Annotated in this window: 11 protein-coding genes; all 11 read right to left on the bottom strand. The window is 36.6% G+C overall.

All coding sequences use genetic code 11. From position 1 onward, the window contains the following. Window positions 1–63 precede the first annotated feature (63 nt). The gene (uvrC, locus tag ACWPVE_RS14765) at window positions 64–1836 is read right to left on the bottom strand and encodes an excinuclease ABC subunit UvrC (RefSeq protein ID WP_453994569.1); all 1773 of its coding nucleotides are present in this window, start codon (window positions 1834–1836) and stop codon (window positions 64–66) included. A gap of 155 nt (window positions 1837–1991) precedes the next feature. After that, window positions 1992–2306: a thioredoxin gene (gene trxA, locus ACWPVE_RS14760; protein WP_453994567.1), complete on the bottom strand. Its 315-nt coding sequence runs from the start codon at window positions 2304–2306 to the stop codon at window positions 1992–1994. A 335-nt stretch (window positions 2307–2641) separates the two neighbouring features. Further along, on the bottom strand, window positions 2642–3862 hold the full coding sequence (locus tag ACWPVE_RS14755; protein WP_082090051.1) for an ISL3 family transposase: 1221 nt from the start codon (window positions 3860–3862) through the stop codon (window positions 2642–2644). Between the two features lie 313 nt (window positions 3863–4175). Further along, the gene (locus tag ACWPVE_RS14750) at window positions 4176–5153 is read right to left on the bottom strand and encodes an electron transfer flavoprotein subunit alpha/FixB family protein (RefSeq protein WP_453994565.1); all 978 of its coding nucleotides are present in this window, start codon (window positions 5151–5153) and stop codon (window positions 4176–4178) included. 71 nt (window positions 5154–5224) lie between these two features. Further along, window positions 5225–6001, bottom strand: coding sequence for an electron transfer flavoprotein subunit beta/FixA family protein (locus ACWPVE_RS14745; RefSeq protein WP_453994564.1), 777 nt, complete (start codon window positions 5999–6001; stop codon window positions 5225–5227). 70 nt (window positions 6002–6071) lie between these two features. Further along, the gene (locus ACWPVE_RS14740; protein ID WP_453994562.1) at window positions 6072–6845 is read right to left on the bottom strand and encodes an enoyl-CoA hydratase; all 774 of its coding nucleotides are present in this window, start codon (window positions 6843–6845) and stop codon (window positions 6072–6074) included. Window positions 6846–7157: 312 nt separating this feature from the next. After that, window positions 7158–7748: a TetR/AcrR family transcriptional regulator gene (locus tag ACWPVE_RS14735; protein ID WP_453994560.1), complete on the bottom strand. Its 591-nt coding sequence runs from the start codon at window positions 7746–7748 to the stop codon at window positions 7158–7160. 198 nt (window positions 7749–7946) lie between these two features. After that, the gene (locus ACWPVE_RS14730; RefSeq protein WP_453994558.1) at window positions 7947–9635 is read right to left on the bottom strand and encodes a long-chain-fatty-acid--CoA ligase; all 1689 of its coding nucleotides are present in this window, start codon (window positions 9633–9635) and stop codon (window positions 7947–7949) included. Window positions 9636–9974: 339 nt separating this feature from the next. Then, the gene (locus tag ACWPVE_RS14725) at window positions 9975–10394 is read right to left on the bottom strand and encodes a DUF350 domain-containing protein (protein ID WP_453994556.1); all 420 of its coding nucleotides are present in this window, start codon (window positions 10392–10394) and stop codon (window positions 9975–9977) included. Window positions 10395–10429: 35 nt separating this feature from the next. After that, the gene (locus tag ACWPVE_RS14720; protein WP_453994554.1) at window positions 10430–12787 is read right to left on the bottom strand and encodes an endonuclease MutS2; all 2358 of its coding nucleotides are present in this window, start codon (window positions 12785–12787) and stop codon (window positions 10430–10432) included. A gap of 34 nt (window positions 12788–12821) precedes the next feature. After that, window positions 12822–14546: a DNA polymerase/3'-5' exonuclease PolX gene (gene polX, locus ACWPVE_RS14715; RefSeq protein WP_453994552.1), complete on the bottom strand. Its 1725-nt coding sequence runs from the start codon at window positions 14544–14546 to the stop codon at window positions 12822–12824. Between the last annotated feature and the right edge of the window lie 189 nt (window positions 14547–14735).

Raw genomic sequence — 14735 nt, 5'->3', positions numbered from 1 at the left:
CGTATTGAAGTGTAATATTATATTATTAAGGATTATATCAGACAATTTTTAAAATAGCAACGATTATTCTTTTAATTTTTCAAAGATAGCTTCTGCAGTAGGTCGAGGAATATTGGCCTGTTGGATTTCCTCAATACTAGCTTCTTTTAATTTTTTCACTGAACCAAAGTGTTTTAACAAAGCTTTCTTGCGCTTTTCCCCGACACCAGGAATATCATCAAGAACAGATTGAAAAGCACTCTTACCACGTACTTGTCGGTGGAAGGTAATGGCAAATCGGTGCACTTCGTCTTGTATTCGTTGAAGCAAATAAAATTCCTGACTATTTCTTGGTAGTTCTACTATTTCAGGAGGGTCACCAATCAATAGTTCAGAGGTTCGATGTTTATCATCCTTTGCTAATCCTGATAATGGAATCTCAAGACCCAACTCATTTTCAAGAATGTCTCTTACGGCTGCAAGATGGCCTTTTCCACCATCTATGATGATTAGATCTGGTAAGGGAAGGTTTTCTTTTAGAGCACGACTATATCTTCTACGTACGACCTCCCTCATAGATTCATAATCATCAGGACCTTGCACTGATTTAATTTTGTATTTTCGATATTCTTTTTTATCAGGTTTTCCATCCGTAAATACAACCATTGCTGAGACAGGATTTGTTCCCTGGATGTTGGAATTATCGAACGCTTCAATTCGATGAGGTGTATAAATCCCTAGTCTTTTTCCAAGATTCTCAACCGCCTTTATTGTCCGTTCTTCGTCTCTTTCAATTAAGGCGAATTTTTCCATTAAAGCAATTTTGGCATTCTTAGCTGCCAAATCAACAAGCTGTTTTTTCTTCCCTCTACTTGGCTGTTGCACAGTAACTTCTAGCAATTGCTCTGCTAGTTCTCTATCAACCGAACTTGGAAGTAGTACTTCTTTCGGTTTGAAATGATTGGCCTTTAAATAGAATTGACCTAGAAAGGTTAAGAAATCCTGTTCAGGCTCATTGTAAAAAGGAAATAGTGAAACATCCCGCTCTATCAATTTCCCTTGTCGAATAAAAAATACCTGAACACACATCCACCCTTTATCATATGAATAGCCGAATACATCGCGGTCAATAAAATCTGTCATGGTCATTTTTTGTTTTTCCATTGTAGTTTCGATATTTGCGATTTGATCACGGTACTCTTTTGCTCGTTCAAAATCAAGTTCTTCAGATGCCTTTATCATTTTATCAGTTAACTCATCTTTAATTTCTTTATATCCACCATTTAAAAAACGGATAATGTCGTCTACCATTTTTTTATTGGTCTCATCTGTTACTTCATTCACACAAGGTGCAAGACATTGTCCAATATGATAATAAAGACACACTTTATCAGGTAAGGTCGAGCACTTTCGTAATGGATAAATTCGATCCAATAGTTTTTTGGTTTCATTTGCTGCTTGTACATTTGGATATGGTCCAAAATATTTTCCCTTATCCTTTTTTACTTTACGAGTGATCAGTAACTGGGGATGCTTTTCAGCTGTTATTTTAATAAAAGGATACGACTTGTCATCCTTTAACATGATATTATATTTGGGGTCATGTTTTTTGATCAAATTGATTTCAAGTAATAGTGCTTCAATATTTGAAGAGGTGACAATATATTCAAAGTCTTCAATCTCATTTACAAGCCTCAAAGTTTTCCCATCATGTGAACCTGTAAAATAAGAACGAACCCGATTCTTTAGTATTTTTGCTTTTCCTACATATATAATGGTTCCCTGCCTGTCTTTCATTAAATAACAACCAGGCTGGTCAGGTAATATCGCTAACTTTTCTTTAAGATGTTCGTGCATCATCACCACTCCATCTGTTTAATCAATGCGCCTTTTTGTTTTTTTCCATACCTATTATTGTAACATTTTTAAGGTTAAGGTGTAGGTGTAAAAAAAAGGATTGCCTTATAAAACGGCAAATAAAAAACAGCCTTAAAGGCTGTCTCTTATGTGTATTAGTAGTGGTTAGCAAGTCTTTCAGCAAGTGCTTCTTTTGGTTGGAAACCAACAACTTTATCTACTACTTCACCATTTTTCATAACAAGTAAAGTTGGGATGCTCATAACGCCAAACTTTGCTGCAGTTTCTTGGTTATCATCTACATCAAGTTTTACGATTTTTACTTTGTCGCCAACCTCAGAGTCTAACTCTTCTAATACGGGTGCAATCATTTTACAAGGCCCACACCATGGTGCCCAGAAATCTGCTAATACTAATCCTTCTTTTGTTTCTGCATCAAAATTTTGGTCTGTTACGTTTGTAATAGCCATTATAACCCCTCCTATTATTAACAACTTTGAAATTCTACAAAGAGTATACCATCTCACTTTTCATTTTACGAGTGATTTGCTTCATAAGTGAATGATTATGTAATCCGCAAATATTATGTTATGACTTTTCGTCATACATTATTTTCTCCTATTATTCAATTGGTTATGTATAAAACAAATGAAGGAATTTTTTAGTTGTCCCAAAAATCGATTTAATTCGGTTCTAAATCAAATGTTGGGGTTTTAGGCTACCGCGCTACGCTTGGTGGCCTCTATAAAAAATGATGGATGGTACCATTCATCATTTTTTATAGAGGAGAATCACACCAACTCGGTTAACCAATATGTACCCCAATTCTTTTATACTTGTGTGTTAATAAAATCTTCGCCCTAAAGCGTTCAAAAACTCTAAATCCATAAGCATTTCTCTTTAGAACTTTGGTTGAATTATTAATTCCCTCTAAAAACCCATTTGAATATTCATAGGCAAAGCTATTTAATACTTCAACTTGCCAATTTTGTATGGTCTTTATTGCTTTAATCATTTCAGGTATCTTTGAATCCTCAATTAACTTATATAGTTCTTCCAATTCCTTTTTAACCAAACTGATACTGTTTTTTCCGTTTTCTTTGGCACGTAAAAACCAAGAACGATATGCCTCTTTAATTTCATATGCTTGTTTGAGTTCATTCGACATCTCCAAGTAACGATTTAAATGCCATTTCTCATCCTTAGTTAAGCGTTGGCAGTCTTTATGAAAGACATGTTTCATACGTTTACACTTTTTACGGTCGTAGCCATGAAATTGGTTTTGTACTCGACGTCTTACTCCATCAAGCCCCCAATAGATGTAACGACAAAAATGAAATCTATCAGCTACAATAACAGGTTTACCCAATGCCTCTTGAACGGCTGCTTTAAAGGAATGATTCATATCCATTATGACTATTTGCACTCTAGATCCGTGCTTTCTTAAGTAGTCTTTTATCGTACGTTTATAACGATTTGGTAGAATATCAATCGGTTCTTTTGTTATCCCATTCGCAATGATTAACTGGTATTTCCCTTCGCGGGTATCACCCTTGTATTCATCAATAGCTATAACTGTAGGTAATTCTTCCACCGGACGAATTTCACTTCGTGAAATTTGATCGAATCGACGTATAATGGTTGAAGATGAACACCCGTAGATTTCAGCTGTTTCCTTAAATGTTTTTCCTTTAATCGCTTTAATTGATATAGCTTGATTCCATTCTATTGAGGTACGTTGATAACGCATGACAAAAGGATTTTTCTCTGAAAAACGTTTCCCACATTCACAGACATATCGTCTTCGCTTATAAAAGATTTGGGTTTTTCTTTCAAACCACTTTAAGTGTTGAATTTTTTGTATACGATAGTCATGAATTTTACTCGTCCTTTGATTACATTTAGGGCACCGATGTACTTTTCGCTCCATTTCAACGTACAGGCGGATAACTTCGCCTACTTCTTCAACATTGGTTAGGATAGACCCTTTTAATCCAGGAATAATCATGGTAAAATCCATATACACGCAACTCCATTCTTTAGACTTGTTTCTAGACAATTCAAGTATAAAAGAATGTGGAGTTTGCGTGTTTTTTTATGCACACAAAATTTTGTTTAAACCCCAACAAATATTATAGAGCCTTTAATTCAAGGTTATAGAAAAAGACGTCCAAAAAGGACGTCTTTTGGCGTATTGCGGCGAGAAACAGCACTCCACATAGTGCTTTGCCAAACGGCGTGTCAACTCGACTTATGCAATTTAGCTCATCGCTACGTTAGTATAACATGTTTTTATAAAAAGTAAAATGGAAGAATTTATAATTTGATTAGTATTTGTTTTATGCGTTGACTTTTAACTTTTTAAATTCTTCAGTAAGCATTGGAACAACTTCAAACAAGTCGCCAACGATTCCATAATCAGCAACTTTGAAGATGTTTGCCTCTGGGTCTTTGTTGATCGCAACGATTACTTTTGAGTTTGACATTCCAGCTAGGTGCTGTATTGCTCCTGAGATACCGCAAGCAATATAAAGATCCGGTGTTACCACCTTACCTGTTTGACCGATTTGAAGTGAGTAGTCACAGTAATCAGCATCGCATGCTCCACGGGAAGCACCAATTGCTCCTCCAAGGACATCCGCTAATTCTTTTAATGGCTCAAAGCCTTCTGCACTTTTCACGCCACGGCCTCCCGCAATCACTACTTTAGCTTCTGATAAATCTACACCTTCTGTGGCTTTGCGTAATACTTCTTTTACAATCGTTCGTAAATCTTTAATTTCTACGGATTGGGAAGTAACTTCTCCCGTGCGCGATTCGTCTTTTTCAAGTGGTGCGATATTGTTAGGACGAACAGTTGCAAAAATAATGCCGTCTGTCACTATTTTCTTTTCAAATGCCTTACCAGAATAAATTGGTCTAGTAAAGACAATATTTCCACCTGCCACTTCAATTGCCGTTACATCTGAGATTAAACCTGAATCTAGTTTAGCCGCTATTTTCGGTGAGAGGTCTTTTCCCAAAGCTGTATGACCTATTACTAAAGCTCCAGGTGCTTCAGCGTCAATAACTGCTTGCAATGCTTGTGAATAACCATCTGGAGTATATGAAGCTAATTTTGGATCTTCTACTGTTACAACACGATCAGCACCATAATGGATTAATTCACTAGCTAAGGAACCTACAGATTCACCTATTAAAACAGCAACAACTTCACCGCCTTCTGACACTGTTTTACCAGCTGCAATTGCTTCAAAAGATACATTTCGTAACGCACCATCACGTGTTTCCCCTAGAACTACTACTTTTCTTGACATTATGCGTAACCCCCTAGATTAGTTGAGTAAAATTTGAAATCGCATACAAAACAATATTTTTAGAATATACGTTATACCACCTTTGCCTCCGTATGAAGGAGTGAAACAAGTTCTTTCACTTGATCTTCTAACTCACCTTCAAGTACTCTACCTGCTTCTTTCTTTGGTGGAAGATAAATTTCAATTGTTTTTGTTTTTGCTTCTACATCATCTTCATCAAGATCTAGATCATCTAACTCAAGTTCATCAAGTGGTTTTTTCTTTGCTTTCATAATCCCAGGTAATGATGGATAGCGTGGCTCATTTAGACCTTGTTGACATGTAACGAGGAGTGGTAAAGTTGTTTCAATTACTTCTGAGTCACCCTCAACGTCTCTTACTACCGTTACGTTTGATCCATCTACATCAAGCTTAGTAATCGTTGTAACATAAGGAATATTTAAGATTTCAGCAACACGTGGACCAACCTGACCTGAACCCCCATCGATAGCAACGTTTCCACCTAAAATTATATCTGCATCTTTATCTTTTAAGTACTCAGCCAAAATTTTTGAAGTTGAATATTGATCTCCATCTTCAAGATCATCTTCTATATTAATTAATACAGCTTTATCGGCCCCCATAGCTAAAGCGGTCCGTAACTCTTTGTCTGCCTCATCGGTAGTAGCCACTGTTACGACTGTAATCTCTCCACCGCTTGCATCTTTTAGCCTAATGGCTTCTTCAACAGCATACTCATCATAGGGGTTAATAATAAATTCAGCACCATCTTCACTTATTTGACCATTATTTAAAACGATTTTTTCCTCTGTATCAAATGTTCTTTTTAAAATAACAAAGATGTTCATATGTTTCCCTCCTAAAGGTTTGCAATTTATATACAGTCTACTGTTTACTTACATATAAAATAGTATTCTATTATTTCCCCTTAAATGTTGGTTGACGCTTTTCAATGAAGGCTGATATTCCTTCCTTACCATCCTCTGAAATGAACATCTCACCAAATAATTCAGCCTCTCGCTTTACTGTTTCTTCATATTGTTCATTCTTCATCGAATTGAGTAATTCAATCGTCGCTTTAACAGATAATGGGCTTTTTTGTGCAATTTTTCTAGCAATCTTCATTGTTTCTTCATGTAATTTTTCTTCAGGGAACGCTTCGTTTGCTAAGCCGTATTGTACAGCCTCCACACCACTAACTGGGTCACTTGTCCAAAGCATTTGTGCTGCTTTCGCAATACCAACATAGCGAGGAAGACGCGCTGTACCAGCAAAGCCTGGAATGAGGCCAAGCTGTAGTTCTGGTAATCCGAGTTTTGCATTTTCACTCACTAGTCGAAAGTGACAAGCCATTGCAAGTTCTAGACCTCCACCTAAAGCTGCACCATGAATACTAGCAATGATTGGCTTTGGGTATCGCTCCATTCTCTCAAATAAGTCTTGACCTTTTCTAGCAAGTTCTGAAAATTCTTCGCCTGAATTTATTGTCGTAAACTCTTTAATATCAGCTCCAGCTGAGAAGAAACGCCCTTCACCATGAATAACTAAAACCCTTACATCATCATTAGACTCGATGGTATCAAGTAAACTTGTAAGCTCTTTCAAAACATTTGATGATAATGCATTTGCTGGTGGACGATTAAACGTTATAGTTGCAATGTACTCATCAATTTTTACTTTAAAGAACTCCACCTGCACATCCCTCCTAAATATGTATATGTATACACACCTTATTCAAATACGCCTTGGCATACTGTGCCCCGATTTTTAAGACCACAAAAAATGGCGTATTAAAATCTTAGGCCAATCATGATAAATCTTCTTAAAAAAATCAAGGCATACGCCATTAGCTTTTGGCGGACAAAATGCAGGGTCACTCAGACGTTGGATTTATCATCTGAGTGCCTAATTTTCAACTAGGTTTGAAACCCAAGCCATTTTATCCTATAGCATTTTTCCCAACTAATAAGCTAAGGGACATAGCTAAAATAAAATATAAAATTACTAGAGGTGTGTCTTTCCACAACCATTAACTAATAGGGCGTGAACTTCTTTTGCCAAGGCAGGCAAGTCATATTTTTGTTCGTTCATTACCCAGGTGGTAGCTGTTTCATCGATTGAGCCGAAAATCATTTGTCTTGCTAAGCGTACATCTAGGTTAGGATTAAACTCACCATTTTCTTTCCCAAATTGGATAATAGAATCAATGGTTTTTAAATATCCTTTTAAGACTTCATTAATCCTTAGTCGTAATTCCTTATTTGATTGTCTTAATTCTAGCTGTGTTACGATCGCAAGATGATGATCCGCAGCTAATAGTTCAAAATGTTTTTCAACCAATGTTAATAACTTCTCTGCTGCGCTCGATTTTCCTGCTATTTCAGCTTCAATTTTTTCGATAAATTCACCCATTTTTTCATGGAATAACGAAACAAGAATATCTTCCTTGTTTTTAAAATAAAGATATATCGTACCGTCTGCTACTCCTGCTTGCTTAGCAATCCTTGAGACTTGGGATTGATGATATCCATTCTCTGCGATGACTACCACCGCCGCGTCAATGATTTGCTTATATTTTGGTTTTGTATTTTTCAAGACCTTACTTCCTTTCAGAAAAATGAATGAATAGTCATTCATAATTCTATAATAGATCCTTTTTTAATTACTGTCAATCTTATTACATGTTATATTTCAAAAAAAATAAGAGCCATTGGCTCACATCATGGCTCCTCACTGTTGTTCACACTTAGATGTCTATAGAGCTGATCTGACCCTAAACAATAGTACCATTTATCACTGAATCTTTTTTAATTTTTCCTTTTCTTCTTCAACTAATACTCGACGTAGTACTTTTCCGACGATGGTCTTAGGTAATTCTTTTCTAAATTCATAAACCCTCGGAACTTTATAAGAAGCCAAGTGCTTTCGACAATGTTGATCTAGTTCCTCTTCTGAACATTGCTGACCTTCTTTAAGTACCACGTATGCCTTTACGGTTTCCCCACGATAAGGGTCAGGGATACCCGCTACAACGGCCTCCTGTATCTTTTCATGCTCAAATAGTACTTCCTCAACTTCTCTTGGGTATATATTAAATCCACCCGCTATAATCATGTCCTTTTTACGATCCACTACATAGAAGTAGCCATCTTCATCCATATAACCAAGATCACCTGTTAATAACCAGCCATCCCGTAGTGTAGCCTGGGTCTCTTCTGGCTTATTCCAGTACCCTTTCATAACCTGTGGTCCTTTAACGACTATTTCACCAATTTCTCCAAAACCTACAGGTTCACCCGTTTCCATTGAAATGACAGCAGCATCTGTATCAGGCCACGGTAAACCAATACTTCCAGTTACACGTTTACCCCAAAGTAGATTTGCATGTGTGACTGGAGAAGCTTCTGATAATCCATAGCCTTCTACAAGTTTTCCCCCCGTGACTTTCTCAAATTGTTCTTGTACTTCAAGTGGCAATGCTGCTGAACCACTAATACATGAATCAATAGACGATAAATCATATTTTTTTAGATCAGGATGATTTAAAATCCCAATATACATCGTTGGTGCACCTGGGAACAAAGTCGGTCTCTGCTTATGGATCGTTTTTAACGCGCTTCCTACGTCAAATTTTGGCATGAGAATCATTTTTGAAGCCATCATAATTGAAAGGTTTAACACTGTTGTCATTCCGTACACATGGAAAAATGGTAAAATCGCTAAAACCGATTCTTCTCCTTTTTTGCATTTATATAACCATTTTGAACACATAATAGTATTTGCAACTAAGTTTTTATGTGATAGCATAACACCTTTCGGAAAACCTGTCGTACCTCCTGTATATTGTAACAATGCCAAATCTTCGTCTGGATCAATATCGATCGCGATTTCCTTTGCTTCCGATGTCTTGATTATTTCTCTAAATAAGTGGTTTGTACCCTCATGTTCAACTTTTACTACAATACCATATTGTTTCTTTTGAATGTAGGGATAGATCATATTTTTCGGGAAAGGCAGATAATCTTTAATTTCAGTTACAATTACATGCTTGAGTTGTGTTAGCGCTTTCACTTTTGTGACTCGTGGAAAAAGAATATCGAGTGTAATGATTGCTTTTGAACCTGAATCATTCAGGTGATATTCAAGTTCTCTTTCCGTGTACAATGGATTTGTTTGCACAACGATTGCACCAGCAAATAATATTCCGTAATAGGCAATAACTCCTTGTGGGCAGTTAGGTAGCATGATCGCAATTCGGTCACCTTTTTTAATTCCTAGGTTCACTAAATAGTTTGCAAGCTTTAGAGATTCTTCGTAAACTTGCCTGAATGTTAATTCTTTCCCTTGAAAATGAACAGAGATCTTATCGGGAAATTCAGTTGCAGTTCTCTGCAAATATGTTTGAATTGGGATGTTCTCATATTCAAGTTCATGTGGAATTTCTTTAGGATACTGCGATAACCACGGCCTTTCTAACTCCATCTTATTACCCCCTTTGAATTTTGGTTTTTAGAATACGATGACGTATCCATAATTCAGTTTGAATTTTCAAACCATTTATACTCATTATATTATAATGAATATTCCGTGACAATTACAATCATGAATTGTTGTAATAGTTTCGGTCGTTTTTTAACAAATCTTTGGCCAATTATGAGAAATTAGTTTGAATTCATGCTTTTTACTAAAACAATATTTGCAAAAGTAAAAAAAGCTGTTGGGGTTCCCCAACAGCCTTAATGTTACAAGACCAAGTACAATATTCCAATGACAACAAATATTCCACTTACAATTAATAAAATCTTTGCTAGCTTTTCCATATTAAAAACCACCATTTCCAATACCAGCGCCAATAACATATGAAAGCCCTACTGATATAACCATTGATATGAACCCTATTGCACGATTATCTCGTTGTAGTTCAACATCAATATTGAACTTTGGTGTTAAGAATTCAAAAATAAAGTAGCCAACTAAAAGTAGGAAGAAGCCGAATGCCCCCCAACCAATCAAAACAAATAAAGAATCATGGTTTTCGATGGAATAGCGGAATATGTTTGCGATTCCGAATATCTTCCCTCCTGTTGCCATTGCTACTGAGAGATTCCCATTTTGGATTTCTTCCCAATTTTTATATTTTGTAACCAATTCAAATATAGCCATAAAAAGCACTAAACACAATATAACAACACTATAATTAGCGGCTGTTAACACGTATTCATTATCCCAAAATTGATCCATAGTCTACTCTCCCTACAAGAGATTTCCGTTTATTGTTATTTTAGTTCAACAACTGTGACGCCTGTACCACCTTCTCCTGCTTCTCCAAACCTTGTTGATTTTACAGAGCGGTGATTTTTCAGAAATTCTTGAACTCCCTGGCGAAGGGCTCCTGTTCCTTTACCATGTATAATTGAGACACGTGGATACCCGGCAAGTAAAGCATCGTCAATGTATTTTTCCACTCTTACCAATGCGTCTTCATATCGTTCCCCACGTAAATCAAGCTCAAGACTAACATGGTAATCCTTGCCTCTAACTGTCGCAAGTGGTTTTGTTTCCACTGGTTTCGGACTACTGACATATTCAAGGTCTTTTTCTTTTACCTTCATTTTTAAAATTCCAATTTGTACCTGCCATTCATTATTAGTCGTCTTTTCAATTAGATGTCCCTTTTGATTTAAGCTTATCACTTTCACTTCGTCTCCAGGTACTAATTTTCTCTTTGTTTTTGTCGCAACAACTTGATTACCTTTTTGGGACAGTTGTGGGACAGCATTCTCCAACCGTTTCTTCGCGTCAATTAATTGATGTTCTTTCACAAGCGATTGTTGCTCTAGCTTCATTTTACGTAAATCACGAATAACTTCTTCCGCTTCAGCTAATGCATTCTTGATTGTTTCGGCTGCTTTTTGTTCTGCCTTTTCGTATAGTTTATCACGCTGTTGATTGAACTCGATAATTTGTTCCTGAAGCTGCTTATGAAGTTTTTCTGCTTGCTTTCTAATTTCTTCTGCCTCATCAAGCTCATGTTCTGCATCCTTTTTGCTTTTTTCTAAGGAAGCAATCATATTTTCAACCGTGTTTGTTTCCGAACTAATATGATTTTTTGCAGTGTTTATAATGATGTCAGAAAGTCCGAGTCGTTTTGAAATTTCAAATGCATTACTTCGTCCAGGTACACCTATCAAAAGCTTATAAGTTGGACTTAAAGTTTCAACATTGAATTCAACACTTGCATTAACCACACCTTCTCGATTGTATCCATATGCCTTAAGCTCTGGATAGTGGGTGGTCGCCATTACCCTTGCCCCGCGATTATATACTTCATCCAGAATGGATATAGCAAGGGCTGCACCTTCTTGAGGATCTGTTCCAGCGCCTAATTCATCAAAAAGAACTAAGCTATTTGAATCCACTCGTTTTAAAATATCAACAATATTTACCATATGAGATGAGAACGTACTTAAGCTTTGTTCGATTGATTGCTCGTCCCCAATATCTGCATATATCGATTCAAAAACAGCAATCTCCGACTCTTCCTCTGCTGGTATTTGTATACCCGATTGGGCCATGAGCGTTAATAAGCCGATTGTTTTTAACGTGACTGTTTTACCACCTGTATTTGGTCCAGTAATAACAATTGAAGTATAGTCCTTTCCAAGCTCAATATCATTTGGAACGACTTCTTGTGGGTCAATTAAAGGGTGACGACCTTTTTTAATGGAGACGTAACCATTCCCATTAATGATTGGCTTTGAACCTTTTACCTTTTTACTATAGTTGGCTTTTGTAAACATAAAATCTAGTTCTCCAAGAGTGTCCACATTTTGATAGAGAGACTCTGCTTCAGCCGCCACTTCATTTGAAAGTTCCAATAGAATACGGTCGATTTCTTGTTTTTCCTTGCCTCTTGCTTCCTGTAAGACATTGTTAAGGTCTACAACGGATTGTGGCTCGATAAACAATGTTGCTCCTGAAGAAGATTGATCGTGAACAATCCCACCGTATGTTCCACGGTATTCTTGTTTAACTGGTATTACATAACGCTCATTTCGAATTGTGATAATTGCATCTGATAAGGTTTTTTGAGCTGATGAGGAACGAATGATATGCTCTAGCTTTTCTCTAATACGTGCTTCACTGCTACGTAGCTGCTGACGGATACCGCGCAATTTGTCACTCGCACCGTCCATCACTACACCATTATCATCAATACAATTTTTTATTTTTTGTTCAAGCTCAAATAAGGGTGTAATCGATGCAACAAGTTCACCTAGTATAGGAAGTTCAATATCGTCCTCAATCATACCTTCAACAAATTTTTTCATCTGTCTACCAGCATATATCGTTCCTGCGATATCTAATAGTTCCAGCGTATTTAAAGCCCCACCTATACTAGCACGTTTAACAGCAGCCCTGATATCTGTTAACCCACCAAGTGGAACGTTCCCCTTTAACCGTAATACTTTCGCTGCTTCATCCGTTTGTTCTTGTAGAAAAATAACCTCATCTAGATTTGTTGATGGAATCATTTTTTCGACCTTTTCTCTTCCTAAAGAGGATGAAACATGTTGCTTTAGTTGTTCTTTTACTTTATCAAATTCTAGTACCTTTAAAACTCTTGGTTGCATGTCGTAACTCCCTTCTTGCTACCAACTACTTTTTTCACCCCTGAAAATTTCGTTTTAAATATGCGAGTAATTCATCCTTTTCCCATGTATTAATAACACTTTCCTTTTTAATCCAACCTTTTGTAGCTGCAGAAATGCCGTAGACCATATCCTCTAGCATATCTATATTATGTGCATCCGTGTTAATAACTAGTTTTACGCCTGCATCTTGTGCTTTTCTAATATATTCTGAAGAAAGGTCTAATCGATTCAAGTTCGCATTTAACTCTAGTGCTGTGTTTGTTTCTTTTGCAAGCTCAATTAACATATCTACATCTACGTCATATCCCTGTCTTCGCCCAAGTATTCTTCCGGTGGGATGAGCAATGATATCCACATGTAGATTTTTCAATGCGTTTTTTAAACGATGCATAATTTTCTCTCGCGGCTGTGAGAAGCTTGAATGGATCGATGCAATCACAACATCAACATCCCTAATTATTTCGTCATCATAATCAAGTCTTCCATCAGGAAGGATATCCATTTCTACACCTGTGAATATCGTAAAATCTTCATATTTTTCGTTAAGTCTTTTAATTTCTTCATGTTGGGCAAGTAAACGGTCTGGGGTAAGGCCGTTTGCAACTCGAAGATATTGAGAATGATCAGTAATAGCCATGTACTGATAGCCTTTCTTCCTGCATGCTTCAACCATTTCTTCAATACTAAAAGCTCCATCACTCCAGGATGTGTGCATATGGAGGTCACCTTTAATATCTTCGAGTCGAATATGGTCAACTTCCTTTTGGAATGCTTCTACTTCTGACCCATCTTCTCTGAGTTCTGGCGGGATAAAAGTCAGTCCAAAATATTGATAAAATTCTTCTTCTGTTTCAAAGGTCTTAATCTCACCTGTTTCACTATCTTCCACACCATATTCACTAATTTTTTCACCACGTTCTTTAGCTAATTGCCTCATTCTGACATTATGATCTTTACTCCCTGTAAAATGATGAAGTGTCGTTGCAAATTCATGTGGCTTCACTAGACGAAAATCCACTGAGATATCATAACCATATGAAATCTGTACGGAAACCTTAGTATCACCATTCGAGATAATACCATTAATGTCATTTAACTGTAAAAGTTGTTCCCGAACCTTGCTTGGGTCATTTGTTGAAATAATAAAATCAAGGTCTTTAATTGTTTCTCTCATTCGGCGTAGGCTTCCTGCACGTGAATACGAAATGATTCCATCCATCGTACTAAGTTGTTTTTCGATGTCTTCCGCAAGCGCAAGCATAAGAGCAATAGGCAAACGGTCTGGCCGTTTCCCATGTTCCTCTATCGCAGCCAGTATCTTTTCTTCTGTTTTTTTCCCAAATCCTGCTAAATGTTGAATTTTTTCATTTAAACACGCTTGCTTTAACATTTCCATATCTTCAATGCCTAGTTCTTTATAGAGTTTGGCTATTTTTTTACCACCAAGTCCTGGCAGGTTTAATAAAGGAATCAGTCCTTCTGGAACTTGTTCCTTCAATTCATTTAGCACATCAGATTTTTTGGTTTGTATATATTCTGTGATAACCGCCGATGTACCTTTTCCTATTCCTGGTATTTTAGTGAAATCATCGATAGCTGACAAGCTACGGTCATCATTTTCAAGGGCAGCAGCTGCTTTACGAAAAGCTGATATTTTGAAAGGGTTGTCCCCTTTTAATTCCATATAAATAGCGATCGTTTCTAATAGTTTTATTACATCTTTTTTATTGATTGTCATTGTGTAAACACCTACCTATATTCCATACGATTAACTATCCAAAATGATACAGATATTTTGCAAAAAAGTCACTTATTGTGAGAAAAATGATATTTTCATAAAGCAACATAAAAAAAACTTCCCCATAAGAGAGAAGTTAAAGAAGGTTATAAAAACACATATGGCTTATCACACTTTAAGCACCGAGAC

The sequence above is a fragment of the Bacillus nitroreducens genome, from assembly GCF_964021195.1.
This window is presented reverse-complemented; position numbering and strand designations above follow the sequence as displayed.